Genomic DNA, 25,945 nt, shown 5'->3' on the forward strand with positions numbered 1-25,945 from the left:
CCGAGTGGGGAGGGCGCGTGGCGATGGAGGCCGGCCCTCGCGACACGGAGCGGGACGCGGCGGACGCGGGGCACGAGGCGGGACGCCTCAGCCCTGACGGCCCGGACGAACTCGCGGTCACCCCCGAGGTCGAGGTCGAGCTGCGGCCCGCGCGCCGACTGCGGATCTGGCAGCTCGCACCGATCGTGATCCTCGCCGCCGTCGGCTCCCTGATGTTCGCCTTCCCGCTCGCCTTCGAGGTCGGTGAGGGTGGCGCGGTCGTCGCCATGCTGGGACTGCTGATCAGCGGCTGCGCCGCAGGCTGGGGCATGATGGCCGCCCGCCGGGTGGGCCACACCTGGCCCGGACTGCCGCCCCGGGAGGCCGGCGAGCGCCCCGACTGGCGGGTGGTCGCGCTGTACGTGGTCGCGGGCGCGGCCCTGGTGGCGCTCGCCGTCTGGCGCGTCGACCGGCTCCGCTGACCGGCACCGGGCGGCGGAAGCCGGTGTCGGCGCCGCCTCGTACAGTTGACCTGTGAGCACTTCGCAGATCCCATTCCTCAAGGGGCACGGCACCGAGAACGACTTCGTGATCGTTCCCGACCCGGACAACGCCCTCGACCTGCCGGCGTCCACCGTCGCCCGGCTGTGCGACCGCCGGGCCGGCATCGGCGGCGACGGGCTGCTCCACGTGGTGCGGTCCGCCGCGCATCCCGACGCGCGGACCATGGCCGACGAGGCCGAGTGGTTCATGGACTACCGGAACGCCGACGGCTCGATCGCCGAGATGTGCGGCAACGGCGTACGGGTCTTCGCCCGCTACCTCCAGCGCGCCGGGCTCGCCGACGAGGGAGACCTCGCGGTCGCGACCCGTGGCGGCGTCAAGCGGACGCACATCGCCAAGGACGGCGGCGTCACCGTGACCATGGGCCGCGCCCGGCTTCCCGAAGAGGGCGTCACCGTCACGGTCGGCGGACGCAGTTGGGCCGCCCGCAACGTCAACATGGGCAATCCGCACGCCGTCGCGTTCGTCGACGACCTCGCGCACGCCGGCGATCTGCTCTCCGTACCGCCCGTCAACCCGGCCACCGTCTACCCCGACGGCGTCAACGTCGAGTTCGTGGTGGACCGCGGTCCGCGGCACGTCGCGATGCGGGTGCACGAGCGTGGTTCCGGAGAGACCCGCTCCTGCGGTACGGGGGCCTGCGCCGTGGCCGTCGCCGCGGCCCGCAGGGACGGCACCGACCCCGCCGCCACCGGCGCGGCCGTCACCTACACGGTCGACCTGCCCGGCGGCACCCTGGTCATCACCGAGCGGCCGGACGGCGAGATCGAGATGACGGGCCCCGCGGTGATCGTTGCCGAGGGCTTCGTGGACCCGGTTCTGCTCGAAACGGTGAACGTCTGAAGCTTCGCTCGAATGGGTGATCCGTTTCACGCTGGGCGAGAGGTGGACTGCGCCACGTGGTGGGCTCGGTAGCATCAAGCACCGGCCCGGAGGCGCGTCCGCTTCCTCCCCACCGCCGGTAGACGCTGCCGGAGGTGCCCCATGAGCGCAGAGGCCACGAACCCTGGTGCCCCCATCCGCAGGCGAGGCCGCCCCCGGATCGACATCCGCAGACTCGGCAGGGTCGCACTGCTCGGCCCCGAACCCCGGGACCGGCTGCCCGCCGCGATCGGCCATGTCGCCGAGGCGCACCGCGCGCACCACCCGGACGCCGACCTCGCCATTCTCCACAAGGCGTACGTCCTCGCCGAGTCCTCGCACCGGGGGCAGATGCGCAAGAGCGGCGAACCGTACATCACCCACCCCCTCGCGGTGACCCTGATCCTCGCCGAACTCGGCGCGGAGACCACCACGTTGACCGCCTCACTGCTCCACGACACGGTCGAGGACACCGAGGTGACGCTCGACCAGGTGGGCGAGGAGTTCGGCGAAGAGGTCCGCTACCTCGTCGACGGCGTCACCAAGCTCGAAAAGGTCGACTACGGCGCGGCGGCCGAACCCGAGACCTTCCGCAAGATGCTGGTCGCCACCGGGGACGACGTCCGCGTGATGTCGATCAAACTCGCCGACCGGCTGCACAACATGCGCACCCTCGGCGTGATGCGCCCCGAGAAGCAGGTCAGGATCGCCAAGGTCACCCGCGACGTGCTCATCCCGCTCGCGGAACGGCTCGGGGTGCAGGCCCTCAAGACGGAGCTGGAGGACCTGGTCTTCGCCATCCTCCACCCCGAGGAGTACGCGCACACCCGCACCCTGATCGCCGCCTCCGACCGGTCCGGCCGAACCGGCGGCCGGGCGGCCCCGGGCACGGCGGCGTCCGGCGCGGGCAGTGCCTCCGGCAGCTCCCGGGCGTCCGGTGCGTCCGGTGCGTCCGGTGCGTCCGGCGCCGACGATCCGCTCGGGACCATCGCCGAGAACGTCGGAGCGGTCCTGCGGGAAGCGGGCATCTCCGCCGAGGTCCTGATCAGACCCCGCCACTTCGTCTCCCTGCACCGGGTCCGGATCAAACGCGGTGAACTGCGCGGCACCGACTTCGGACGGCTGCTGGTCCTGGTCGGTGAGGACGCCGACTGCTACGCCGTCCTCGGCGAACTGCACACCTGTTTCACCCCGGTGATCTCCGAGTTCAAGGACTTCATCGCGGCCCCCAAGTACAACCTCTACCAGTCACTGCACACGGCCCTCGCCGGCCGCGACGGCGCCGTGGTCGAAGTCCTCATCCGTACGCACCGCATGCACAAGGTCGCCGAGGCGGGCGTCGTGGCGCTCGGCAACCCGTACACCCCGGACGGTTCCGCGGCCCAGCAGGCCGCGGAACCCTCGGACGGCGAACGCGCCGACCCCACCCGCCCCGGCTGGCTGTCCCGGCTGCTCGACTGGCAGCGTTCGGTCACCGATCCGGAGACCTTCTGGACCACGCTCCGCGCCGATCTCGCCCAGGACCGGGAGATCACGGTCTTACACCCCGACGGCGGCGTCCTCGGCCTCCCCGCCGGGGCCAGCTGCGTCGACGCCGCGTACGCCCGGTACGGCGAAGGGGCGCACCGCTGTATCGGCGCCCGGGTCAACGGCCGTCTCGCCAGGCTGAGCACCGTGCTGAGCGACGGCGACACCGTGCAGCTGCTGCTCACCAAGGACCCCGCGTCCGGGCCCTCGCGCGACTGGCTCGACCACACCCGCACGGCCGCCGCCCGGATCGCCATCAACACCTGGCTGGACGCCCATCCCGAGGACGCGCAGGGCGGCCACGGGGCCGTCGCGGGACCGGTCCCCGCCCCCGAGCGGCTCCTCGCGGCCGGTTCCGGGCCGCAGCAGCGCGCCGCGGAACCGGGACCGGCCCCGGCAGCCGGACACCGGGCCGCCGGCGCCGTCGTGGACCGGCCCGACGCGGCCGTACGCCTCGCGGGCTGCTGCACACCCGTACCTCCCGACGCCGTCACCGGCTTCACCGTGCGCGGCGGCGCCGTCACCGTGCACCGGGAGGAGTGCTCCGCCGTGGCCAGGATGCGGGCCGTGGGCCGGGTACCGGTCGGGGTGCGCTGGGGCGACGAGCCCGGCTGCCGCGTCACCCTGGTCGCCGAGTCGTTCGGCCGGCCACGGCTGCTCGCCGACCTCACCGAGGCCATCGCGACGGCTGACGCGGCGATCGTCTCGGCCACCGTCGAACCGCCCAGCGAGCAGCGGGTCCGCCACACGTACACCTTGCGGCTCCCGGACGCGGCGGGACTGCCCGCGCTCATGCGGGCCATGCGGGACGTGCCCGGGGTGTACGACGTGAGCCGTGCCCAGCATCCGGCGGGTACGCGCTGATCCGTGCCCAGCATCCGGCGGGTACGCGCTGATCCGTGCCCAGCATCCGGCGGGTACGCGCTGATCCGCGCCCGGCACCCCGGCCGGTACGCGTCGTTGAGCCATCTCCAGCCCCGGCCGTACGCACCGAGTCACGCCCCGTCTCCCCAGCCGGTACGCGTCGAGTCACGGCCCCCGGCCGGCAGGCGCCGAGCCGCGGGGCGCCCGCCCCGCCCGCTCCTCGTTCGGGTGGCCCGGAGCGCGCCGCGCCCGTGCGGGCGGTCGTCGCTGATAGCCGTAGACCATGCCGCTCACCTCCCGCCGACTGCGCGCCGCCCTGCTGGCCACCGCGTCGGTCACCCTCGTCGCCGCCACCCTCCCCGCGCCCGAACCACTGGGGATCGGGGACCCGCTCTTCCCGCACCTGGGCAATCCCGGGTACGACGTCCGTTCGTACGACATCTCTTTCACCTATCGGGGCGACAACACCAGGCCGCTCGAAGCGGTCACCAAGATCGACGCCACGACCACCGCACCGCTGGACCGGATCAACCTCGACTTCGCCCGTGGCACGGTACGGTCCGTCGAGGTCAACAGCGCCCCGGCCGAGTTCGCCGTCACGGACGAGGACCTGGTCGTGCGGGCACCCGGCACGCTTCCCGCCGGGGCCCCGCTGCGGATCACCGTCCGGCACACCAGCGACCCGAACGGCGACCGCGACAGCGGCGGCTGGCTGCGCACCGCCGACGGACTGGCCATGGCCAACCAGGCGGACGCCGCCCACCGGGTCTTCCCGGGCAACGACCATCCCTCCGACAAGGCGCTGTTCACCTTCCGGGTCACGGCGCCCAAGGCGCTCACGGTGGTGGCCAACGGACTGCCCGCCGGGAAGTCCTCGCACGGCTCCGACACCACCTGGACGTACCGGACCGAGCACCCCATGGCCACCGAGCTGGCCCAGGTCTCCATCGGCCGCTCCGCCGTCGTGCCCCGCACAGGGCCCCACGGACTGCCCGTGCGCGACGTCGTGCCGGTCGCCGACCGGGCGAAGCTGGAACCGCTGCTGAAGAAGACCCCGGGCCAGCTGGAATGGATGGAGCGGCAGGTCGGCCCGTACCCCTTCGAGACGTACGGCCTGCTGATCGCCGACACGGAGACCGGCTTCGAGCTGGAGACACAGACGCTGACGCTCTTCGAACGCTCGCTGTTCACCAACTCCTCCTACCCCGAGTGGTACCGCGACTCGGTCATGGTGCACGAGCTGTCCCACCACTGGTTCGGCAACAGCGTCTCGCCGCGCGCGTGGTCCGACGTCTGGCTGAACGAGGGCCACGCCACCTGGTACGAGGCCCGCTACGCCGAGGAGTTCGGCAAGCAGCCGATGGAGCGCCGGATGCGGGCCGCGTACGACATGTCCGACAACTGGCGGGCCGACGGGGGGCCGCCGGCCCGTCCCGCGGCCCCGGCCAGGGGACAGAAGATCAGTCTGTTCCGGCCGGTGGTGTACGACGGCAGCGCCCTGATCCTCTACGCGCTGCGCCAGGAGATCGGCCCGGACGCCTTCGGCCGGCTGGAGCGGAGCTGGGTGCGCGAGTACCGCGACGAATCGGCCACCACGGCCGACTTCACCGCGCTGGCGTCGAAGACCGCCGGACGGGACCTGACCGCGTTCTTCAAGGGGTGGCTGTACGCGAAGAGGACCCCGCCGATGCCCGGACACCGTGACTGGCGCAGCGCGCGCCCGCAGACCCGGTGAGCCGCGGACGCGGCGACCTGCGTACCCCGTCATCCGGTGACCTGTGAGGGGAGCGGTTCACGCCGTCCGTCGCGCACGGCGTAAACCGGAGTGACGGGCCGGGCGGGGGCATGTCACTATCGGCATGCCGGCTCGACAGCCGGACCGGCCGCCCCGGTGGCCTCCGCCCGCGGGAATCATCCGGGGACGTCACGCGTTGTGACAGATACAGCGGAACCCATCGACTTAAGGATGCAATGACCTCCTCTTCTTCCCTTCCCCAGGACGCGCGGAACGCGCGGAGCGCCACGGAGAACACCACCGAGAGCCTCAACGAAAGCCTTCGGGCGGACGCCCTGATGGAAGAGGACGTCGCCTGGAGCCACGACATCGACGGGGAGCGCGACGGCGAGCAGCTGGACCGCTCCGAGCGAGCGGCGCTGCGACGGGTCGCGGGGCTCTCCACCGAACTCGAGGACGTCACCGAGGTCGAGTACCGACAGCTGCGCCTGGAGCGCGTCGTGCTGGTCGGTGTCTGGACCTCCGGGACCGTGCTCGACGCGGAGAACTCCCTCGCGGAGCTGGCGGCACTCGCCGAGACGGCCGGTGCCGTGGTCCTCGACGCGGTGTTCCAGCGCCGTGACAAGCCCGACCCGGCCACCTACATCGGTTCGGGCAAGGCACTGGAGCTGCGCGACATCGTGCTGGAGACCGGGGCGGACACCGTCGTCTGCGACGGTGAGCTCAGCCCGGGACAGCTGATCCACCTGGAGGACGTCGTCAAGGTCAAGGTCGTCGACCGCACGGCCCTGATCCTCGACATCTTCGCGCAGCACGCCAAGTCCCGTGAGGGCAAGGCGCAGGTCTCGCTGGCCCAGATGCAGTACATGCTGCCCAGGCTCCGTGGCTGGGGTCAGTCGCTGTCCCGTCAGATGGGTGGTGGCGGTTCCAGCGGTGGCGGTGGCGGGATGGCCACGCGTGGCCCCGGTGAGACCAAGATCGAGACGGACCGGCGCCGTATCCGCGAGAAGATGGCGAAGATGCGCCGGGAGATCGCGGAGATGAAGACCGGCCGCGATCTCAAGCGGCAGGAGCGCAAGCGCCACAAGGTGCCCTCGGTGGCGATCGCCGGGTACACCAACGCGGGCAAGTCCTCGCTCCTCAACCGGCTGACCGGCGCGGGTGTGCTGGTGGAGAACGCGCTGTTCGCCACTCTCGACCCGACCGTCCGCCGGGCCGAGACGCCGAGCGGCCGGGGGTACACCCTGGCCGACACCGTCGGGTTCGTACGGCATCTGCCGCACCACCTCGTCGAGGCGTTCCGGTCCACGATGGAGGAGGTCGGCGAGTCCGACCTGATCCTGCACGTGGTGGACGGTTCCCATCCGGTGCCGGAGGAGCAGCTGGCGGCGGTCCGTGAGGTCATCCGTGACGTGGGCGCGCTGGACGTGCCCGAGATCGTGGTGATCAACAAGGCCGACGCGGCGGACCCGGTCGTGCTCCAGCGGCTGCTGCGGATCGAGAAGCACGCGATCGCCGTCTCGGCGCGTACCGGCGAGGGCATCGACGAACTGCTGGCGCTCATCGACGCCCAACTGCCGCACCCGTCCGTCGAGATCGAGGTCCTGGTGCCCTACATCCAGGGCGCACTGGTCTCCCGGGTGCACGCCGAGGGCGAGTTGATCTCCGAGGAACACACCCCGGAGGGCACACTGATCAAGGCCAGGGTGCACGAGGAACTGGCCGCGGAACTCGGCTCGTTCGTCCCCGTGGCCCACTGACGTCCGTACGGACGGCGGGCCGTCGGCCCACCACGTGGGAACGGCCGCGCACGACGCCGGCCACACGGAAGAACGAAGGCCCGCTCCCTCGGTATCGAGGGAGCGGGCCTTCGGGCGTTGCCGGGGGCCGGCCGGGCGGCGCCGTGCCGCTGGTGCCGGAGCACCGCTCGGGCCGGGGGACCGGGCCCACGGGCCCGAGTCACGGACCGCCCGTACTGGTCACCGCCCGGCGTACTTCTCGCTCACCGAGTCGTAGACGCTCCTGGCCTCCGGACCGAGCCGCGGTCCTGCCAGCCAACCGGCGTTCACCGGGCCGATGGAGGTGTTGGAGACCAGCGCCGGCTTGCCGTCCCGGCCCTTCGCCACCCAGCCGCCACCGGACGAACCACCGGTCATGGTGCACCCGATGCGGTACATCGTCGGGTCGTCCTTCACGACCGAGAGGCGGCCGGGAGCGTCCTCGCACCGGAACTGCCTCTGCCCGTCGAACGGCGGAGCCGCCGGGAAACCGGTCGCCTTCAGGTTCCCGATCCCGGACACGGCCGGCGCGTCGAAGTCGACCGGCAACGCCGCGCCGACCGTCTCCTCCAGGGACTTGTCCGTCGACCCCTTCTCCGGGGTGACGTGCAGCACCGCGAAGTCGTACGGAGCGCCCTGGCCGCCGACCGAGGCGCCCTCGCCGATCCACTGGTCGGACGTCTGCGCCCAGTCGCCCCACCAGATGCCGTAGGGGGCGACCTTCTCCTTCGCCGCGCCCCGCAGACCAGCCATCGACAGACCGTCGTTGTTGTACGACGGGACGAAGGCGATGTTGCGGTACCAGCCGCCCTTCTTGCCCGCGTGCACGCAGTGTCCGGCGGTCCACACCATGTTGGACCTGCCCGGGTGCGCCGGGTCCTGGACCACGGTCGCGGAGCAGACCATCGATCCCTGGGGCCCGTCGAAGAAGAGCTTTCCGAACTCGGGAGCGCTGTCGTGGTACGGCGTCGGCACGGACACGGCCGGTACGGGCGCCGGCGTCGGGTCCGTCACGCCCTTGTCGCCGGAGATGTCGTTGTCGACGGGCTTCTCCGGGGACTTGTCGGCGTCGCGCATCCGGTCCGGGTCCCAGAGGTCCTCGATGACCGGGTTCACGAAGTCCTTGGCCTCACGCAGCCACTTGTCCTTGTCCCAGTTCTTCCACTCGCCGTTCTTCCACTTGCCGAGATCGATCCCGTGCTGCTTGAGCCGGTCCTTCAGATCGTCCGGAACAGTGATCCTGCCGTGCGACTGACCGGCGGAACCGCTCGGCTTGTCCCCGGCGTCCCCACCGTCCTCGTCCGGACCGCACGCGGTGGCGGTCAGGGCGAGAAGGGCGGCCACGGCCGCGGCGGCGAACACGGGGGAGGGCCCGCGGCGGGCGCCGCTCCCACGGCGTGCGGTGGAACCTGGGCGTATCGGTCGCATCTTCGGAGATCCCCCTGGGACTTCGTCACTCGTCACTTCTGTACCGCACGGCAACCGGGCTGCCGGCCGCACACGGCGGACTCCGGCGGTGCCGCCCGATGCCGGAGTCCGGCCCCCACTATGCCGTTGCCGATGGGGACGGCGGTCGGCAGGGCCACGGTTCCCCTCCGCAAGGATCTTCCGATTTACCCGTGATCCTTCGTGCCCCGCGTCGTTGGTACGTAAGGGGGACACGAGGGAAGAGTTCATCCGGGCACCCCTCTGTTCAGGCAACGTACCGTCGTGCAACACAACTGCAACCGCGGGAGGATCGACACCGTGGCCCTGACCGAACCAGCTCCGGTGGCGTCGGCCGCTGCCCACGAGGGGATTCTGCGCCGCCAGTCGTCGCGCGAGTCGGCGGCCCGCACCTACGCGCGGTCGCTGCCGATCGTGCCGGTACGGGCCCGGGGGATGACCATCGAGGGTGCCGACGGTCGGCGCTACCTCGACTGTCTCTCCGGCGCGGGCACGCTGGCGCTCGGCCACAACCACCCGGTGGTGCTGGAAGCGATCAAGAAGGTCATCGACTCCGGAGCGCCGCTGCACGTCCTCGATCTCGCGACCCCGGTCAAGGACGCCTTCACCACGGAGCTCTTCAGCACGCTGCCGCGGGGATTGGCCGACAACGCGCGCATCCAGTTCTGCGGACCGGCCGGCACGGACGCCGTCGAAGCGGCGTTCAAACTGGTCCGCAACGCGACCGGACGCGGCGGGCTCCTGGCCTTCACCGGCGCGTACCACGGGATGACGGCCGGAGCGCTCGGGGCCTCCGGCGGCGCCACCGACATCCAGGTGACCCGTCTCCCGTTCCCGCTCGACTACCGCTGCCCGTTCGGGATCGGTGGCGAGCGGGGCGCCACGATCGCCGCCCGCTGGACGCGGAACCTCCTGGACGACCCCAAGGGCGGGGTGCCCACGCCCGCCGGAATGATCGTGGAACCGGTGCAGGGCGAGGGCGGGGTCAACCCGGCCCCCGACGCGTGGATGCGCCGGATGCGACAGATCACCGCCGACCGCTCCATCCCGCTGATCGCCGACGAGGTGCAGACCGGCGTCGGCCGGACCGGCGCGTTCTGGGCGGTCGAGCACAGCGGCATCGTGCCCGACGTCATGGTGCTCTCCAAGGCGATCGGCGGCTCCCTCCCCCTCGCCGTGATCGTCTACCGCTCGGAGCTCGACACCTGGCGGCCGGGAGCGCACGCCGGTACGTTCCGTGGCAACCAACTCGCCATGGCGGCCGGCGCGGCCACCCTCGCCCACGTACGGGAGAACGGGCTCGCCGCGCGCGCGGCGACCCTCGGCGCCCGCATGACGGCCCGGCTCCAGGGGCTCGCCACGGCTCATCCGTCGATCGGGGACGTCCGGGGCCGCGGCCTCATGATCGGGATGGAACTCGTCGACCCCGAGGCCGCACCGCGCGCCGACGCCTCCGGCGACGGCATCGAGGACACCGCCCCGCCACCCGCACCTGACTTCGCGGCGGCCGTTCAGCAGGAGTGTCTGCGTCGCGGACTCATCGTGGAACTCGGCGGACGCCACTGCGCGGTCGTCCGCCTGCTCCCACCCCTCACGCTGACCGACGAACAGGCGACCGCGGTCGTCGACCGTCTCGCCGACGCCCTGGCAGCCGCCGAACGCTCTCCGTACCGCCGGACCGCGACCGGGTCGGACCACTGACCCGGACCCTCACAAGGAAGACCGCCGTGAACCCCACCCCCGCTCCCGACGCGCCCGAGGCCGACGGCCCTTCCTCCGGCCCGTACCGGGACCCGGACGGGCCCGCCGGCCCGCTCGCGGTCGAGGTGACGACCGTGCCGCGCCAGAAGGAAGGGCCCAGCGGAGACCGGCGCGCCCAGCACGCGGCCCTGGCCGGTCCGCCGCCGGACGACGACCTACTCGACCACCCCGACCCGGCCAGGGCCGCCGACACCGCGGGCGTCGAGAACCTGCTCCGCTGCTGGGTCCGGGAGAACGGCCTTTCCGCGCCCGACCGGAAGATTCTCCGGCTTCCCCTGCCCGCCAGCGGCACCGCGCTGCTCGTTCCCGTCCTCTACTGGTCCCCGACCGGCTGGCACCGCTTCGGCCGCCCCGTCCTGGAAGGCGTTCCCGACGGCGCCCCGACCGTCGACGCCGTCACCGTCGCGGCGCTCATCAGCCGCGAATCCGGGCACGGCGAGGGCTCCGACCTGGTGGGCCGGGTGGCCGACTCGGTCCGGCGCACGGCCTGCTTCATCGCCGAACGGCGCAGCTCACCCGGCGACCCCGCCGACACGGACCTCTTCCTCAGCGCCGAGCAGTCACTCGTGCTCGGACACCCGATGCACCCCACCCCGAAGAGCCGCGAGGGACTGTCCGACGCCGAATCGCGCCTCTACGCACCCGAGTCGCACGGCTCCTTCCCGCTGCACTGGATGGCGGTCGACCGGTCCGTACTGGCCGGGGAGTCGTCGTGGCGGGACGGCGACCGCCCCGTACCGGCCACGGAACTCATCGCCCCGCACGCCGAAGGGCTGCGGCTGCCCGCCGGCACCGTCCCCCTGCCGCTGCACCCCTGGCAGGCCCGGGACCTGGGCCACCGCCCCGAGGTCACCGCCCTCCTCGACGCCGGCCTTCTGCACGACCTCGGACCGCACGGTGAACGTTGGCACCCCACCTCCTCGGTCCGTACCGTTCACCGCCCCGGTGCGAACGTCATGCTCAAGCTCTCCTTCGGCGTACGCATCACCAACTCACGGCGCGAGAACCTCCGCAAGGAACTCCACCGTGGGGTCGAGGTCCACCGGCTCCTCGACGCGGGGCTCGCCGCGCAGTGGCACGCCGTCCACCCGGGCTTCGACATCATCCGGGACCCCGCCTGGCTGGCCGTCGACACCCGGGACGGTGAGCCCGTGCACGGCCTCGACGTGATGGTGCGCCAGAATCCGTTCGGTCCCGAGGACGACGCCGTCTGTGTCGCCGGGCTCACCGCACCGCGCCCCTGGCCGAACCGGGCCGGTATGCGCTCGCGGCTCACGGAGATCGTCCGAGGGCTCGCCGTACGCACCGGCAGGACGACCGGCGCCGTGGCCGCCGAGTGGTTCCTGCGCTACCTCGACCACGTCGTACGGCCGGTGCTCTGGCTCGACGGCGCGGCGGGGGTGGCGCTCGAAGCCCACCAGCAGAACACCCTGGTGCTGCTCGACCCCGACGGCTGGCCCATCGGCGGTCGCTACCGTGACAATCAGGGCTACTACTTCCGGGAGTCCCACCGAACCGCGCTCGAACACAGTCTGCCCGGCATCGGATCGGTGAGCGACACCTTCGTCTCCGACGCCGTCACCGACGAACGCTTCGCCTACTACCTCGGCATCAACAACGTCCTCGGTCTGATCGGGGCGTTCGGTGCCCAGCAGCTCGCCGACGAACACATGCTCATCGCCGCGTTCCGCCGCTTCCTGACCGGGGCGACGGAACTCGGCTCCCCGCTCCCCGCCCATCTGCTGGAGGCCGCACAACTGCGGTGCAAGGCCAACCTGCTGACCCGGTTGCACGGCCTCGACGAACTCGTCGGTCCCGTCGACACCCAGTCCGTCTACGTCACCATCGCCAACCCCCTGCACGCATGAGGAACACGACCGCCCCCTCCGCACGCACAAGGAACCCGACCACCTGACACCACGAGAGGAGAGCGGCACCGTGCCTCCCGCCGACGCGCACCCCGACACCGGAACCGGCCCTGCCCCACAGGCCGGCACGGGCACCGAGGACACCCTGGACCTACAGCTCTCCGAAGAACTCCTCGCCCTGTTCGCGGACGGCGCGCCGCGACCCGCCACGCCTGGCCCGCCGCCCCCCGTCCGGCCCGCGACACTCCCTCAAGCGCCCGGCGCCGGAGCGGAGTTACGGCCGGGCGGCGCCGGACTCCTCGACGGCCCCGCCCAATGGCGGCCGGTGACGACCCCGGCAGGCGTGTTCCAGCTCGTCCCCGTACGACCGCGACGCGATGTGGCGGCCATCAGCCGCTGGATGAACGATCCGGCCGTGGCCGCCTTCTGGGAACTCGCCGGACCCGAATCCGTCACGGCCGCCCATCTGCGGTCCCAGCTCGACGGCGACGGACGCAGCGTCCCCTGCCTCGGCGTGCTGGACGGTACCCCCATGAGCTACTGGGAGATCTACCGCGCCGATCTCGACCCCCTCGCGCGCCACTACCCCGCCCGCCCCCACGACACGGGCATCCACCTCCTCATCGGCGGTGTGAGCGACCGCGGCCGGGGCGTCGGCACCACCCTGCTCCGGGCCGTCGCCGATCTCGTGCTCGACAACCGGCCCCGGTGCGCGCGCGTGGTCGCGGAACCCGACCTCCGCAACACCCCTTCCGTCTCCGCCTTCCTGAGCGCCGGCTTCCGCTTCTCCGCGGAGGTCGAACTACCCGACAAGCGAGCCGCCCTGATGATCCGCGACCGAGCCCACCGGGCCCTGTTGTGAACGAGACGACGCACGCACCACACCGCTCGAACCCCATCGGTTCCACCCCGAGGAGTCCCCGTGCCGAAATATCCCGCCGGCCGTGACGCGGCGGAGCCCGCCGCTCCACTCGCCACCCCGGAACTGAACCGGTCCGTCTGGGACCGGACCGCGGCCCGCCTGCTGGCGAAGATGCTCGGCGAATTCGCGTACGAGGAGATCATCGAGCCGATCCCGTGGACCGACGCCGCAGGGCGGACCGAACGGGAGGAGCCGGGACGGGAAGTGCGGAGACGCCCGGCCGCCCCGGAGGGCGGGACGGCTCCGGGCGCCCGGACCGGCATCCACACGCTCCGGCTGGACGACGGCGCACTCCTGAGCTTCCGCGCCCGGCGCGGGGTGTACGACAGCTGGCAGGTCGCGCCGGACTCGATCCGGGTCGGGGAGCCCGCCGCACCGCCCGGCGCACCCCGCCCCCCGGCCGAGGAGCAGGCGCCCCTCGATGATCGCGCCACCGGATACGCGGCCGTCAGTGACCCGGCCACCCCCTTCCGCGATCCCCTCCAGTTCCTGGCCCGCGCCCGCGCTCTCCTCGGGCTCGACGGAGCCACCCTCGGGCACCTCATCCGGGAGATCACCGCCACACTCGCCGCTGACGCCCGGCTCGCGCACACGGCGCTCCCCGCCGCCCGGCTCGCCGACCTCGACTACGCCGAGCTGGAGGGGCACCAGACCGGGCACCCCTGGCTCGTCGCCAACAAGGGGCGCCTCGGCTTCTCCGCCACCGACGCCGCCCGCTACGCCCCCGAAGCACGCCACCCGGTCCGGCTGCCGTGGATCGCCGTCAGCACCCGCATGGCCGGCTACCGAGGGGTGCCCGGCCTCGCCGACCCCGAAGACCTCTACCGGCGGGAACTCGATCCCTCGGTCCGCGCGTCCTTCGACGCGGTCCTGCGCGGCCGGGGCCGGGACCCCCGTACCTTCCTCTGCTTCCCCGTGCACCCCTGGCAGTGGGACGAGTGGATCGTTCCGCTGTTCGCCCCGGCCATCGCCGCGGGCGACATCGTCCCGCTGCACGCCGACGACGACCTCCGGCTGCCCCAGCAGTCCATCCGCACGTTCGCCAATGTGGGACGGCCCGACCGGCACACCGTCAAGCTTCCGCTGTCCATCCTCAACACCCTTGTCTGGCGCGGGCTGCCGACCGAGCGCACGCTCGCCGCGCCCGCCGTCACCGGGTGGATGCAGGGTCTCTGCGAGACGGACCCGTTCCTGCGGGACACCTGCGGGGCGATCCTCCTCGGCGAGGTCGCGTCCGTGGCCGTCGAGCACCCGCTGTACGACCACCTCCCGGAGACGCCGTACCAGTTCAAGGAGATCCTCGGCGCCATCTGGCGCGAACCCCTTCAGCCCCGGCTTGCCCCCGGCGAACGCGCGCGCACCCTCGCCTCGCTGCTCCACACCGACCCCGACGGCCGGGCCTTCACCGCCGAACTCGTCGAGCGCTCGGGCCTGACGCCCACCGTCTGGCTGACACGTCTCTTCACGGCGCTGCTGCCGCCGTTACTGCACTTCCTGTACCGGTACGGCACGGTGTTCTCCCCGCACGGCGAGAACGCCATCGTCGTCTTCGACGAACGGGACGTCCCGGTACGCCTGGCGATCAAGGACTTCGTCGACGACGTCAACGTCAGCGCGCGTCCGCTTCCCGAACACGCCTCGATGCCCGAGGACGTCCGCCGGGTGCTCCTCACCGAGGAACCGTCCTTCCTCACCCAGTTCATCCATTCCGGGCTCTTCGTGGGCGTCTTCCGCTACCTGTCGCCCCTGTGCGAGGAACAGCTCGGCGTGTCCGAGGCCGATTTCTGGTCACTCGTCCGAGGGGAGATCCACCGGCACCACGCCCGCTTTCCCGAGCTCAAGGAACGCTTCGAGATGTTCGACATGCTGACGCCACGCATCGAGCGCCTCTGTCTCAACCGCAACCGGCTGCATCTCGACGGGTACCGGGACCGGCCGACGCGTCCGCACGCCGCCGTCCACGGCACGGTCCCCAACCCGCTGCACGCAGCCGGGGAAGTCCGGGAGTGATCGCCGTTGTCGGTGGAGCCCCGTAGGGTGGTCGGGCTATGACGAAGCCATCCCTCCCCGAGCTCCTGCACGCCGCCGTCACCGCCGTCGGCGGTACGGAGCGGCCCGGCCAGGTCACCATGGCCGAGGCCGTTGCCGAAGCGGTCGACGACAACGCCCATCTGCTCGTCCAGGCCGGCACCGGCACGGGCAAGTCCCTCGGCTATCTGGTGCCCGCCCTGGCGCACGGGGAACGCGTCGTGGTGGCCACGGCGACCCTGGCGTTGCAACGCCAGCTGGTGGAGCGCGACCTTCCGCGCACCGTCGAGGCCCTGCAGCCGCTGCTGCGCCGCCGTCCGCAGTTCGCGATGCTCAAGGGGCGGTCGAACTACCTCTGTCTGCACCGCCTCCACGAGGGCGCTCCGCAGGACGAGGAGGAGGGGCTTTTCGACCAGTTCGAGGCGGCGGCGCCGACGAGCAAGCTCGGCCAGGACCTGCTGAGGATGCGGGACTGGTCGGACGAGACGGAGACCGGGGACCGCGACGACCTCACGCCCGGGGTGTCCGACCGCGCCTGGGCACAGGTGTCCGTATCGTCCAGGGAATGCCTGGGCGCGAGCAAATGCGCGTACGGCGCGGAGTGTTTCGCCGAACGGGCCCGTGAGCAGGCCAAGCTGGCCGACGTGGTCGTCACCAACCACGCCCTTCTCGCCATCGACGCCATCGAAGGCGCGCCGGTGCTTCCGCAGCACGAGGTGCTCATCGTCGACGAGGCCCACGAACTGGTCTCCCGGGTCACCGGTGTGGCCACCGGCGAGCTGACTCCGGGACAGGTCAACCGGGCGGTGCGCCGCTCGGCGAAGCTGGTCAACGAGAAGGCCGCCGACGCGCTCCAGACGGCGGCCGAGAGCTTCGAGCGGGTGATGGAGCTGGCCCTCCCCGGCCGCCTCGAAGAGGTTCCGGAGGACCTCGGCTACGCCCTGATGGCGCTTCGCGACGCGGCGCGTACGGTGATCTCCGCGATGGGCGCCACCCGCGACAAGTCGGTCCAGGACGAGGACGCGGTCCGTAAGCAGGCCCTGGCCTCCGTCGAGTCCATCCACTCGGTGGCCGAGCGCATCACGCAGGGCTCCGAGTACGACGTCGTGTGGTACGAGCGGCACGACCGGTTCGGGGCCTCGGTGCGGGTCGCTCCGCTCTCCGTGTCCGGGCTGCTCCGGGAGAAGCTGTTCGCCGAGCGCTCCGTCGTCCTCACCTCCGCCACCCTCAAGCTCGGTGGGGACTTCAACGGGGTGGGTGCCTCGCTGGGCCTCGCCCCCGAGGGCACCGCCGGTGACGACGTCCCGCAGTGGAAGGGGCTCGACGTCGGGTCGCCCTTCGACTACCCGAAGCAGGGAATCCTGTACGTCGCCAGACACCTGGCCAACCCCGGCCGTGAGGGGTCGCGCGGCGACATGATGGACGAGCTGGCCGAACTGGTCGAGGCCGCAGGCGGACGGACGCTCGGACTCTTCTCCTCCATGCGGGCGGCCCAGGCCGCCGCGGAGGAGCTGCGAGGACGGCTCGACAAGCCCATCCTGCTCCAGGGCGAGGAAACCCTGGGCGAGTTGATCAAGAACTTCGCCGCGGACCCCGAGACCTGTCTCTTCGGCACGCTGTCGCTCTGGCAGGGCGTCGATGTCCCGGGTCCGAGTTGTCAGCTCGTGATCATGGACCGGATTCCGTTCCCGCGTCCGGACGATCCGCTGATGAGCGCACGGCAGAAGGCGGTGGAGGAGGCCGGGGGCAATGGATTCATGGCCGTCGCGGCGACCCATGCGGCGCTGCTGATGGCCCAGGGTGCGGGGCGTCTGGTACGGGCGACGGGGGACCGGGGAGTGGTGGCGGTCCTCGATCCCCGACTGGCCAACGCGCGGTACGGAAGCTATCTGCGTGCCTCGCTGCCGGACTTCTGGTTCACCACGGATCGCAACCAGGTGCGTCGCTCGCTGGCGGCGATCGACGCGACCGCCAAGGCCGACAACCGGTAGTGGCGCTTCCGGCGGTGTGCGCCGGAAGCGGCACCCAGGGCTGTCACCGACATGTGCCGGTCGGCGCGTGTGGGTGCGGGAGAGGGCGTACCGATCCAATCCGGCTGAGAGACTCCTTGAACAGTCCCCGTACACAGTGGTCCCCGGACACAGGTGGACCCCGGGACCGGCGCAGCGGGTCCCGGGGTCCGGTCCAGAGTCGGCGGGCCTTCACACCCGCCGCAGCACCGCCACGACCTTGCCGAGGATGGTCGCCTCGTCGCCGGGGATCGGCTGGTACGCGGAGTTGTGGGGAAGCAGCCAGACATGGCCGTCCTCCCGCTTGAAGCGCTTGACCGTGGCCTCGCCGTCCAGCATCGCGGCCACGATGTCGCCGTTCTCCGCGACCGGCTGTCGACGCACGGTGACCCAGTCACCGTCGCAGATCGCCGCCTCGATCATCGAGTCACCGACGACCTTCAGGACGAACAGCTCGCCGTCGCCGACCAGCTGGCGGGGGAGCGGGAAGACGTCCTCGACTGATTCCTCGGCGAGGATCGGCCCGCCGGCCGCGATCCGGCCGACCAGGGGAACGTACGAAGCGGCCGGCTTCCCGGTGGTGTCGGTCGGCTGCGGGCTGGGCTGGTCCGAGCCGCGTACCTCGTACGCCCGGGGGCGGTGGGGGTCGCGGCGGAGGAAGCCCTTGCGTTCCAGAGCCATCAGCTGATGGGCGACGGAGGACGTGCTGGACAGGCCCACCGCCTGACCGATCTCCCGCATGGAAGGCGGATATCCCCGACGCTGCACGGAATCCCGGATGACCTCGATCACTCGGCGCTGCCGGTCCGTGAGTCCTGAGCTGTCCGCCCGGATTCCCGGAGGTCGGCCGGGGAGCGAGCGCGCTGGTCGCGCGGGCTCCTGTCCGTCCGTATGTGTGACTGAGTCATTCATGGCATGCACCGGCTCGAGTCGGCTCTGGGAGCGGTCCTGGGCAGTGATGGTGGCACTGTCTGCGGTGGTGGTCACGTCGGCCCCTCTCGAATGGTCTCCCTAGCTGGACAACGGTAGTAGCTTTCGAAAGGTTGCGCCAAACACACGTTCGAGTGAAAAACGAATGAAAGGCTGTTGCCGGTGCTCTGATGGGTGTATGCGAGAGGGCCGGAGCGGTCGGCGACCGTGTCTCCGAGGCTAGCCTCGGGCGGTGCCGCACCGGTGCGGGGGGTGCGTGTGGCGGCTCCGGCAGCCCCCGGTGGAGTCGGCGGTCGAACATTTCCCGTAATCTCTTGCCCGGCCGCTCGCGACCCGCCGACCGTCCGGCGGGCGCGACACGCGCCGGGGCCGGTTGGGCGGCAAAACCCTAGATCTAGTGGTTGGATTGTTCCGGCCGCCCAGAAGTAGTGGTCCCGGGTCAGTCGGACTCGTGGTCATCGCCTATGCTGGTGCCAGCTTCGAAGGTCCCCGACAGGACCGGAAGAGGCCATTCAGTCGCGCTGTGAAGGAGGGTTGGGAGCCATGCACTGCCCCTTCTGCAGGCACCCCGACAGCCGGGTCGTGGACAGTCGCACCACCGACGACGGCACCTCGATCCGACGACGTCGGCAGTGCCCCGACTGCTCCCGCCGTTTCACCACGGTGGAGACCTGCTCGCTGATGGTCGTGAAGCGCAGCGGCGTGACCGAACCCTTCAGCCGTACCAAGGTCATCTCCGGTGTGCGCAAGGCGTGCCAGGGGCGGCCGGTCACCGAGGACGCCCTCGCCAAGCTCGGCCAACGGGTCGAGGAAGCGGTGCGCGCCACCGGCAGTGCCGAGCTGACCACCCACGACGTGGGTCTGGCCATACTCGGCCCGCTGCAGGAACTCGACCTCGTCGCGTACCTGCGTTTCGCGTCCGTCTACCGGGCGTTCGACACACTTGAGGACTTCGAGGCCGCCATCGCGGAGCTGCGCGAGCAGCGGCCTCCCGCAGGACAACACGGGCAGGGCGAGATCCTTGAGGTCCCCGCGCCCGCCGTCGCCGCCGACTGAGCGACGCGGACGGACCGGCCAGGGGCCGAGCGATCGCTCCTGGCCGGGGTCCGACGGCACACATACCTGTTCCGGGCACCGTGGGCGGCGTGCGGATCATCGATACACACTGTGCCCCGGGAAGTTCTGGGCACTTCAGGGCGTTTTTGCCCATATATGGGAGGCGGCATGACAGAGACGGCGAGCGGCCCGGCACGAGGTTCCCGCACCAAGGGATCCAAGGCCGGCAAGGGTCTGCGCATCGAGCGAATCCACACCACCCCCGGCGTGCATCCGTACGACGAGGTGGCATGGGAGCGCCGTGACGTCGTCATGACCAATTGGCGCGACGGCTCGGTCAATTTCGAGCAGCGTGGCGTCGAGTTCCCCGACTTCTGGTCGGTGAACGCGGTCAACATCGTCACCAGCAAGTACTTCCGTGGGGCGGTCGGCACTCCGCAGCGCGAGACCGGTCTCCGGCAGCTCATCGACCGGATCGTGAAGACGTACCGGAAGGCCGGCGAGGAGCACGGCTACTTCGCCTCTCCCGCGGACGCCGAGATCTTCGAGCACGAGCTGGCGTACGCCCTCCTGCACCAGATCTTCAGCTTCAACTCGCCGGTGTGGTTCAACGTGGGCACGCCCCAGCCCCAGCAGGTCTCCGCCTGCTTCATCCTGGCCGTCGACGACTCCATGGAGTCGATCCTCGACTGGTACAAGGAGGAGGGCATGATCTTCAAGGGCGGCTCCGGAGCCGGCCTGAACCTCTCCCGCATCCGCTCCTCCAAGGAACTGCTCTCCTCCGGCGGCAACGCCTCCGGTCCGGTCTCCTTCATGCGCGGCGCCGACGCCTCCGCCGGAACGATCAAGTCCGGTGGGGCCACCCGACGCGCGGCCAAGATGGTCATCCTCGACGTCGACCACCCGGACATCGAGAACTTCATCGAGACCAAGGTCAAGGAGGAGGAGAAGATCCGCGCCCTCCGTGACGCGGGCTTCGACATGGACCTGGGCGGCGACGACATCACGTCCGTCCAGTACCAGAACGCCAACAACTCGGTCCGGGTGAACGACGAGTTCATGAAGGCCGTCGAGTCCGGCGGCAAGTTCGGGCTGCGCGCCCGGATGACCGGTGACGTCATCGAAGAGGTCGAGGCCAAGTCCCTCTTCCGCAAGATGGCCGAGGCCGCGTGGGCCTGCGCCGACCCCGGTATCCAGTACGACGACACCATCAACGCCTGGCACACCTGCCCGGAGTCGGGCCGCATCAACGGCTCGAACCCGTGCAGCGAGTACATGCACCTGGACAACACCTCGTGCAACCTGGCCTCGCTGAACCTGATGAAGTTCCTCAAGGACGACGGGGAGGGCAACCAGTCCTTCGAGGTCGAGCGCTTCGCCAAGGTCGTCGAACTCGTCATCACCGCGATGGACGTCTCCATCTGCTTCGCCGACTTCCCGACCCGGAAGATCGCCGAGAACACCCGCGCCTACCGCCAGCTGGGCATCGGTTACGCGAACCTCGGCGCCCTGCTGATGGCGACCGGTCACGCCTACGACAGCGATGGCGGTCGCGCGCTCGCCGGCGCCATCACCTCGCTGATGACCGGCACGTCGTACCGGCGCTCGGCGGAGCTCGCGGCGGTCGTCGGCCCGTACGACGGCTACGCCCGCAACGCCGAGCCGCACCAGCGCGTCATGAAGCAGCACTCCGACGCGAACGCCAAGGCCGTCTTCGTGGACGACCTGGACTCGCCGGTCTGGGCGGCCGCCACGGAGGCCTGGCAGGACGTCCTGCGCCTCGGAGCGAAGAACGGTTTCCGCAACGCGCAGGCGTCGGTCATCGCGCCCACCGGCACCATCGGTCTCGCGATGTCCTGCGACACCACCGGTCTGGAGCCCGACCTCGCGCTGGTCAAGTTCAAGAAGCTGGTCGGCGGCGGCTCGATGCAGATCGTCAACGGTACGGTTCCGCAGGCGCTGCGCCGCCTCGGGTACCGGCCGGACCAGATCGAGGCGATCGTCGCCCACATCGCCGAGAACGGCAACGTGGTCGACGCTCCGGGTCTGAAGGAGGACCACTACAGCGTCTTCGACTGCGCGATGGGTGAGCGTTCCATCTCCGCGATGGGTCACGTCCGGATGATGGCGGCCATCCAGCCGTGGATCTCCGGCGCTCTCTCCAAGACCGTGAACCTGCCGGAGACGGCCACCGTCGAGGACGTCGAAGAGGTCTACTTCGAGGCGTGGAAGATGGGCGTCAAGGCGCTCGCGATCTACCGCGACAACTGCAAGGTGGGCCAGCCGCTCTCGGCCAAGACCAAGTCCAAGGAGAAGGCCGAGGTCACCGAGAAGGCCGAGGAGACCATCCGGGCCGCGGTCGAGAAGGTCGTCGAGTACCGACCGGTCCGCAAGCGTCTCCCCAAGGGCCGCCCCGGCATCACGACCTCCTTCACGGTCGGTGGCGCCGAGGGCTACATGACCGCCAACTCCTACCCGGACGACGGTCTGGGCGAGGTCTTCCTCAAGATGTCCAAGCAGGGCTCCACCCTGGCGGGCATGATGGACGCCTTCTCGATCGCCGTCTCGGTCGGGCTCCAGTACGGCGTCCCGCTGGAGACGTACGTCTCGAAGTTCACCAACATGCGTTTCGAGCCGGCCGGCATGACGGACGACCCGGACGTGCGGATGGCGCAGTCGATCGTCGACTACATCTTCCGCCGCCTGGCGCTCGACTTCCTGCCGTTCGAGACGCGTTCGGCGCTGGGCATCCACTCGGCGGAGGAGCGTCAGCGTCATCTGGACACCGGCTCGTACGAGCAGTCCATGAGCGACGACGAGATGGACGTCGAGGGCCTGTCCCAGTCGGCACCGCTCCAGGCGGAGCCGCTGAAGGCGGTCGTCGACCCCGAGGTGGCCGAGCAGCCCGCCCCGAAGACCGTGCACACCTCGGCGGAACTCGTCGAGATGCAGCTCGGGATCAGCGCGGACGCACCGCTCTGCTTCTCCTGCGGTACGAAGATGCAGCGGGCGGGTTCCTGCTACATCTGCGAGGGATGCGGTTCCACCAGCGGGTGCAGCTGAACCGCGCCGGCCGGCGACGACCGTCCCCGCCGTCCCTCGTCCTCAGTGGCAGGGTGAGACGGGAGCGGTCCGTCCGCTGACGCCCGAGTGACCGAACGGCCTGTCCCCCCGGAGCACCGCGCTCCGGGGGGACACCGCTTCGCCCGTCCGGCGGCCGCTCCGGAGCGGGACGTCTCACACGTCCGTGGCGCGGTTCCCCATGCGTGCCGCGAACGATTCGGGATCGCCGTCGAAACCGCGCACCGCGCTGTGGAACTCCCAGACACCGGAGGCGTCCCGGACGAACTCCGCGACGACCGCCGCCGAGGCGTCGGCGACCCCGGAGAGGTCGTCCTCCGACAGCTTGGTGTAGCCCTCGCGGATCAGGACGCCGGTGTTCTCTATCTCGCCGAAGGTCTTGCGGCCTTCGCGTTGCTGGATGGCGACCCCGACGACGACCCGGCCGTACGACGTGGCCAACCGGTCCAGTTCCAGCGTCATGACCTCGTCGTACCCGAATCCCTGTCCGGTGCGGCTGTCCCGGTTCAGGGTGATGGTGCCGTCCGGTGAACGGCTGTCGAAGTGCACGAGGTACGCGGGGCTGCCGTAGGGCTCGTCCGCCGGGTACGTCGCCGCGATGATGTCGAGGTCGTTGGGCGGCTCGCCGTGGGGACTGGGGTCCCATTTGACGCTCACCTCGACCTTTTCGAGGTCCTTGTTGGGGGTGCTCATCGGACTTCCTTCCTTGCCGCTGGGCCGACGGAACGGCCGCACCGTCCGATCATGTCCGTAACCGACCGTGGAACCAACCGGCTCGACCCGGGGAAGCGGGACGGGACGGCGTAATCGGGCCAAGTCGACGGAGGCCACGACCGGCGGGGTGGTACGAGGGCCGGTGAGGAGCGCGCGGTGGCGGTCGTCGGCGTACGAACCACGGGCACCGGGACGGAGACGCCCGCGCCGCCTCACCGATGAGCTGCACCGAGCGCGGCGCGCGGCCGGGCGTGGCTGTTCGCGTCCTCGGTCCGTCGAAAGGCGCGCGGGGTGAGGAGGGGACCGTTCGGATCAAGCCATTGTGCGCGTACACATCCCGGAGGGCGCGCCTGGCGGCGGGCGGATGACCGATTCGCGTGTACTCCGTCAGAGCGTGACCCGCGCCACGTCCGGCACCGTACGATGGCTCGGTGCTGGTCAAGTGGATTCGCTGCACCGCGGTGGACCGCCGTGGTTTCGAGCGGGGGCAGCGAAAGTGGGCGGGGCTGCTCGGTGAGCCGGGATTCAGGGGACAGGGCGGGGGGTGGAGCCGGGAACGACCGGACGTGGCGCATGTGTTCGCGTTCTGGGAGAACCGTGTCTTCTACGACTCGTTCATGGCGCGGGGACATGAGCAGTTGGCCGCCGCCCAGTCCGGGACGTACAAGGACGCCCAGGTCAAGCTCTTCGAGTACCGCTTCGATGTGAAGACCGGCTTCGAGCCCGTGTTCACCGATGTGGACGTGGTGCGGGTGGCGCACAGCCGCGTGCACGAGGACCGGGTCGAGCACTTCTCACTGATGCAGCGCCAGGTGTGGAATCCGGCGATGGCGGGATCGCCCGGCATGGTGCGGGGGGCGTTCGGGGAGGCGCCGGGCCATGAGTTCCTGGTGCTGTCGATGTGGCAGTCGAGCGCGGAGCGCGGCAAGTACCGGCCGAACAGCGTCGAACGGCTCTCCCTGCGCGCGGGGATCGAGGAGGACGTCGTCGCTCTGGCCGGGGACGTCGTGCAGCTCGAACCGTCCTGGACCGTCTGATCGGTCCGCCCTGCCCCGGGCGGCGGTCCGGGCGCGGGGGCCGCAAGGCTTCGGGGACGGCTTCGGGGAGAAGGCCGCCCGTGCGCCGCACCCGGCGCCGCGCGCTGTTCCACAGGGACCACGGGACAGCCCGTAGGGTCGATGCATGGCACGACCGCAACGCATAGTCCTCGTCCGGCACGGAGAATCCGAGGGCAATGCCGACGACACGGTGTACGAACGAGAACCCGATCACGCGCTGGGGCTCACCCCGGCGGGGCTGCGACAGGCGAGAGAGACGGGCGAGGGACTGCGCGAGCTGTTCGGCGGCGAACGCGTCAGCGTGTACGTCTCGCCCTACCGGCGCACGCACGAGACGTTCGGGTCACTGGGTCTCGACCTCGGCCGGGTCCGGGTACGGGAGGAGCCCCGGCTGCGCGAGCAGGACTGGGGGAACTGGCAGGACCGCGAGGACGTACGACTGCAGAAGGCGTACCGGGACGCCTACGGCCATTTCTTCTACCGCTTCGCGCAGGGCGAGTCGGGGGCCGACGTGTACGACCGGGTCGGCGCGTTCCTGGAGAGCCTGCACCGCAGCTTCGAGGACCCCGATCATCCTCCGAACGTGCTGCTGGTCACCCACGGGCTGACGATGAGGCTGTTCTGCATGCGCTGGTTCCACTGGTCGGTGGCGGAGTTCGAGTCGCTGTCCAATCCGGGCAACGCCGAGACACGCACCCTGTTGCTCGGGGACGACGGCCGGTACACGCTTGACCGGCCGTTCGAGCGGTGGCGGGTCCCCGAGCCGTACGGCATCACCGGATAGGGTTGCGGAGCGATGACCGCTGATCACACTCCCGGCCGGCGCTTCGAACGCGCCCTGGCCAGCCTGCGCGGGCTCTCCCTCGGAGACGCTCTGGGCTCCCAGTTCTCCCTCCCCGTCAACTATCCCTCACTGAAACGGCGCGAGCTGCCGCCAGGCCCCTGGCGATGGACCGACGACACGGAAATGGCCTGCTCGGTCCTGGCCGTCCTCCTGGCACACGACCGCATCGACCAGGACGCGCTCGCCCACTCCTTCGCCCGCCACCACGACCCGGACCGGGACTACGGCCCCGCCGTGAACCGGCTGCTCGGACTGGTCCGGGAGGGTGGCGACTGGCGCGGTCTCGCATCGGGACTCTTCAAGGGCCAGGGATCGTGGGGGAACGGCTCCGCCATGCGGATCGGGCCGCTCGGCGCCTGGTACGCGGACGACCCGGAGCAGGCCACGCACCAGGCCGAGATCTCCTCGTACACCACACATCAGCACCGCGAGGCGGTCGTGGGAGCGATGGCCGTGGCCGCTGCGGCCTCGCTCGCCGCCGCACCGGACGGGCCGCCCACACCGACGGGCCTGCTCGACAGGGTCATCGCGCTTCTGCCGCGCAGCGCGGTCGAAGCCGGCCTGCGCAGGGCGCGCGACCTCCTCGACTACCGCGATCCGGCCACGGTCGCGGCCGTTCTCGGCAACGGCCGCCGCACGAGCGCGCACGACACCGTGCCGTTCGCGCTCTGGTCGGCGGCCAGGAGCCTCAGTGATTTCGAAGAGGCGTTCTGGGTGACCGCGCAGGCCGGCGGCGACATCGACACGACCTGCGCCATCGTGGGCGGGATCACCGCCTCGGGCGCGGTCGGTGCGCCGCCCGCGCGGTGGCTGGCGCGGACGGAAGAGCTGCCGGACTGGCTCACCGGACCGGCCGTCTGACCGCCTCCGCTCAGCGCGCGCCCGGTGTCTCACGCGGCTGGGGTGAACGACGCGTGGGG

The 25,945-nt window shown here is 71.0% G+C and carries 18 protein-coding genes; 15 read left to right on the forward strand and 3 right to left on the reverse strand.

The genetic code is table 11. The features are described from left to right. The first annotated feature begins 23 nt into the window (after nt 1-23). The 5 genes from PZB75_RS24515 (at nt 24) to hflX (ending at nt 7,290) form a co-directional block, all read left to right on the forward strand. Nucleotides 24-461, forward strand: coding sequence for a hypothetical protein (locus PZB75_RS24515; RefSeq protein WP_275538852.1), 438 nt, complete (start codon nt 24-26; stop codon nt 459-461). A 52-nt stretch (nt 462-513) separates the two neighbouring features. Continuing rightward, nucleotides 514-1,386 (forward strand): diaminopimelate epimerase, encoded by an 873-nt coding sequence (gene dapF / locus PZB75_RS24520; protein ID WP_275537450.1) that lies wholly within the window; start codon nt 514-516, stop codon nt 1,384-1,386. 141 nt (nt 1,387-1,527) lie between these two features. Continuing rightward, nucleotides 1,528-3,795, forward strand: a complete 2,268-nt coding sequence (locus PZB75_RS24525) for an HD domain-containing protein (protein WP_275537451.1) — start codon at nt 1,528-1,530, stop codon at nt 3,793-3,795. A gap of 283 nt (nt 3,796-4,078) precedes the next feature. Then, nucleotides 4,079-5,530: a M1 family metallopeptidase gene (locus PZB75_RS24530; RefSeq protein ID WP_275537452.1), complete on the forward strand. Its 1,452-nt coding sequence runs from the start codon at nt 4,079-4,081 to the stop codon at nt 5,528-5,530. Nucleotides 5,531-5,766: 236 nt separating this feature from the next. Further along, nucleotides 5,767-7,290 carry a GTPase HflX gene (gene hflX / locus PZB75_RS24535; protein ID WP_275537453.1) on the forward strand — a complete coding sequence of 508 codons (1,524 nt, stop codon included), beginning with the start codon at nt 5,767-5,769 and terminating at the stop codon, nt 7,288-7,290. A 219-nt stretch (nt 7,291-7,509) separates the two neighbouring features. On the opposite strand, the gene PZB75_RS24540 is transcribed toward hflX, so the two are convergent. Further along, entirely contained in the window at nt 7,510-8,736 is a 1,227-nt protein-coding gene (locus PZB75_RS24540) for a hypothetical protein (RefSeq protein WP_275537454.1), read from the reverse strand. A 318-nt stretch (nt 8,737-9,054) separates the two neighbouring features. Here PZB75_RS24540 and PZB75_RS24545 point away from each other — a divergent pair, with 318 nt between their 5' ends. The 5 genes from PZB75_RS24545 (at nt 9,055) to PZB75_RS24565 (ending at nt 17,324) form a co-directional block, all read left to right on the forward strand. Then, the gene (locus tag PZB75_RS24545; RefSeq protein ID WP_275537455.1) at nt 9,055-10,455 is read left to right on the forward strand and encodes a diaminobutyrate--2-oxoglutarate transaminase family protein; all 1,401 of its coding nucleotides are present in this window, start codon (nt 9,055-9,057) and stop codon (nt 10,453-10,455) included. Nucleotides 10,456-10,481: 26 nt separating this feature from the next. After that, nucleotides 10,482-12,383, forward strand: a complete 1,902-nt coding sequence (locus tag PZB75_RS24550) for an IucA/IucC family protein (protein WP_275537456.1) — start codon at nt 10,482-10,484, stop codon at nt 12,381-12,383. Between the two features lie 70 nt (nt 12,384-12,453). After that, a complete protein-coding gene (locus PZB75_RS24555) occupies nt 12,454-13,245 on the forward strand; it encodes a GNAT family N-acetyltransferase (protein WP_275537457.1) in 792 nt (263 codons plus the stop codon). Nucleotides 13,246-13,305: 60 nt separating this feature from the next. Further along, the gene (locus tag PZB75_RS24560) at nt 13,306-15,315 is read left to right on the forward strand and encodes an IucA/IucC family siderophore biosynthesis protein (RefSeq protein WP_275537458.1); all 2,010 of its coding nucleotides are present in this window, start codon (nt 13,306-13,308) and stop codon (nt 15,313-15,315) included. A 38-nt stretch (nt 15,316-15,353) separates the two neighbouring features. Then, nucleotides 15,354-17,324, forward strand: a complete 1,971-nt coding sequence (locus PZB75_RS24565; protein ID WP_275537459.1) for an ATP-dependent DNA helicase — start codon at nt 15,354-15,356, stop codon at nt 17,322-17,324. Between the two features lie 210 nt (nt 17,325-17,534). On the opposite strand, the gene lexA is transcribed toward PZB75_RS24565, so the two are convergent. Then, nucleotides 17,535-18,329, reverse strand: coding sequence for a transcriptional repressor LexA (lexA, locus tag PZB75_RS24570; protein ID WP_275537460.1), 795 nt, complete (start codon nt 18,327-18,329; stop codon nt 17,535-17,537). Nucleotides 18,330-18,815: 486 nt separating this feature from the next. Here lexA and nrdR point away from each other — a divergent pair, with 486 nt between their 5' ends. Continuing rightward, nucleotides 18,816-19,328 carry a transcriptional regulator NrdR gene (gene nrdR / locus PZB75_RS24575; RefSeq protein ID WP_275537461.1) on the forward strand — a complete coding sequence of 171 codons (513 nt, stop codon included), beginning with the start codon at nt 18,816-18,818 and terminating at the stop codon, nt 19,326-19,328. 168 nt (nt 19,329-19,496) lie between these two features. Next, a complete protein-coding gene (locus PZB75_RS24580) occupies nt 19,497-22,391 on the forward strand; it encodes a vitamin B12-dependent ribonucleotide reductase (RefSeq protein WP_275537462.1) in 2,895 nt (964 codons plus the stop codon). Between the two features lie 174 nt (nt 22,392-22,565). Here the strand turns inward: PZB75_RS24580 and PZB75_RS24585 are convergent, their stop codons facing one another. Then, entirely contained in the window at nt 22,566-23,102 is a 537-nt protein-coding gene (locus PZB75_RS24585; protein ID WP_275537463.1) for a TerD family protein, read from the reverse strand. 452 nt (nt 23,103-23,554) lie between these two features. On the opposite strand from PZB75_RS24585, the gene PZB75_RS24590 reads away from it, so the two are divergent. The 3 genes from PZB75_RS24590 to PZB75_RS24600 all read left to right on the forward strand — a co-directional run bounded on the left by PZB75_RS24590 (nt 23,555) and on the right by PZB75_RS24600 (nt 25,886). Continuing rightward, nucleotides 23,555-24,160 carry a YdbC family protein gene (locus tag PZB75_RS24590; RefSeq protein WP_275537464.1) on the forward strand — a complete coding sequence of 202 codons (606 nt, stop codon included), beginning with the start codon at nt 23,555-23,557 and terminating at the stop codon, nt 24,158-24,160. 145 nt (nt 24,161-24,305) lie between these two features. Further along, nucleotides 24,306-24,965, forward strand: coding sequence for a histidine phosphatase family protein (locus tag PZB75_RS24595; protein ID WP_275537465.1), 660 nt, complete (start codon nt 24,306-24,308; stop codon nt 24,963-24,965). Nucleotides 24,966-24,977: 12 nt separating this feature from the next. Then, the gene (locus tag PZB75_RS24600; protein ID WP_275537466.1) at nt 24,978-25,886 is read left to right on the forward strand and encodes an ADP-ribosylglycohydrolase family protein; all 909 of its coding nucleotides are present in this window, start codon (nt 24,978-24,980) and stop codon (nt 25,884-25,886) included. Nucleotides 25,887-25,945: the final 59 nt, after the last annotated feature.

Origin of the sequence: Streptomyces sp. AM 4-1-1, assembly GCF_029167625.1 — a bacterium.
Classification (GTDB): Bacteria; Actinomycetota; Actinomycetes; order Streptomycetales; family Streptomycetaceae; genus Streptomyces.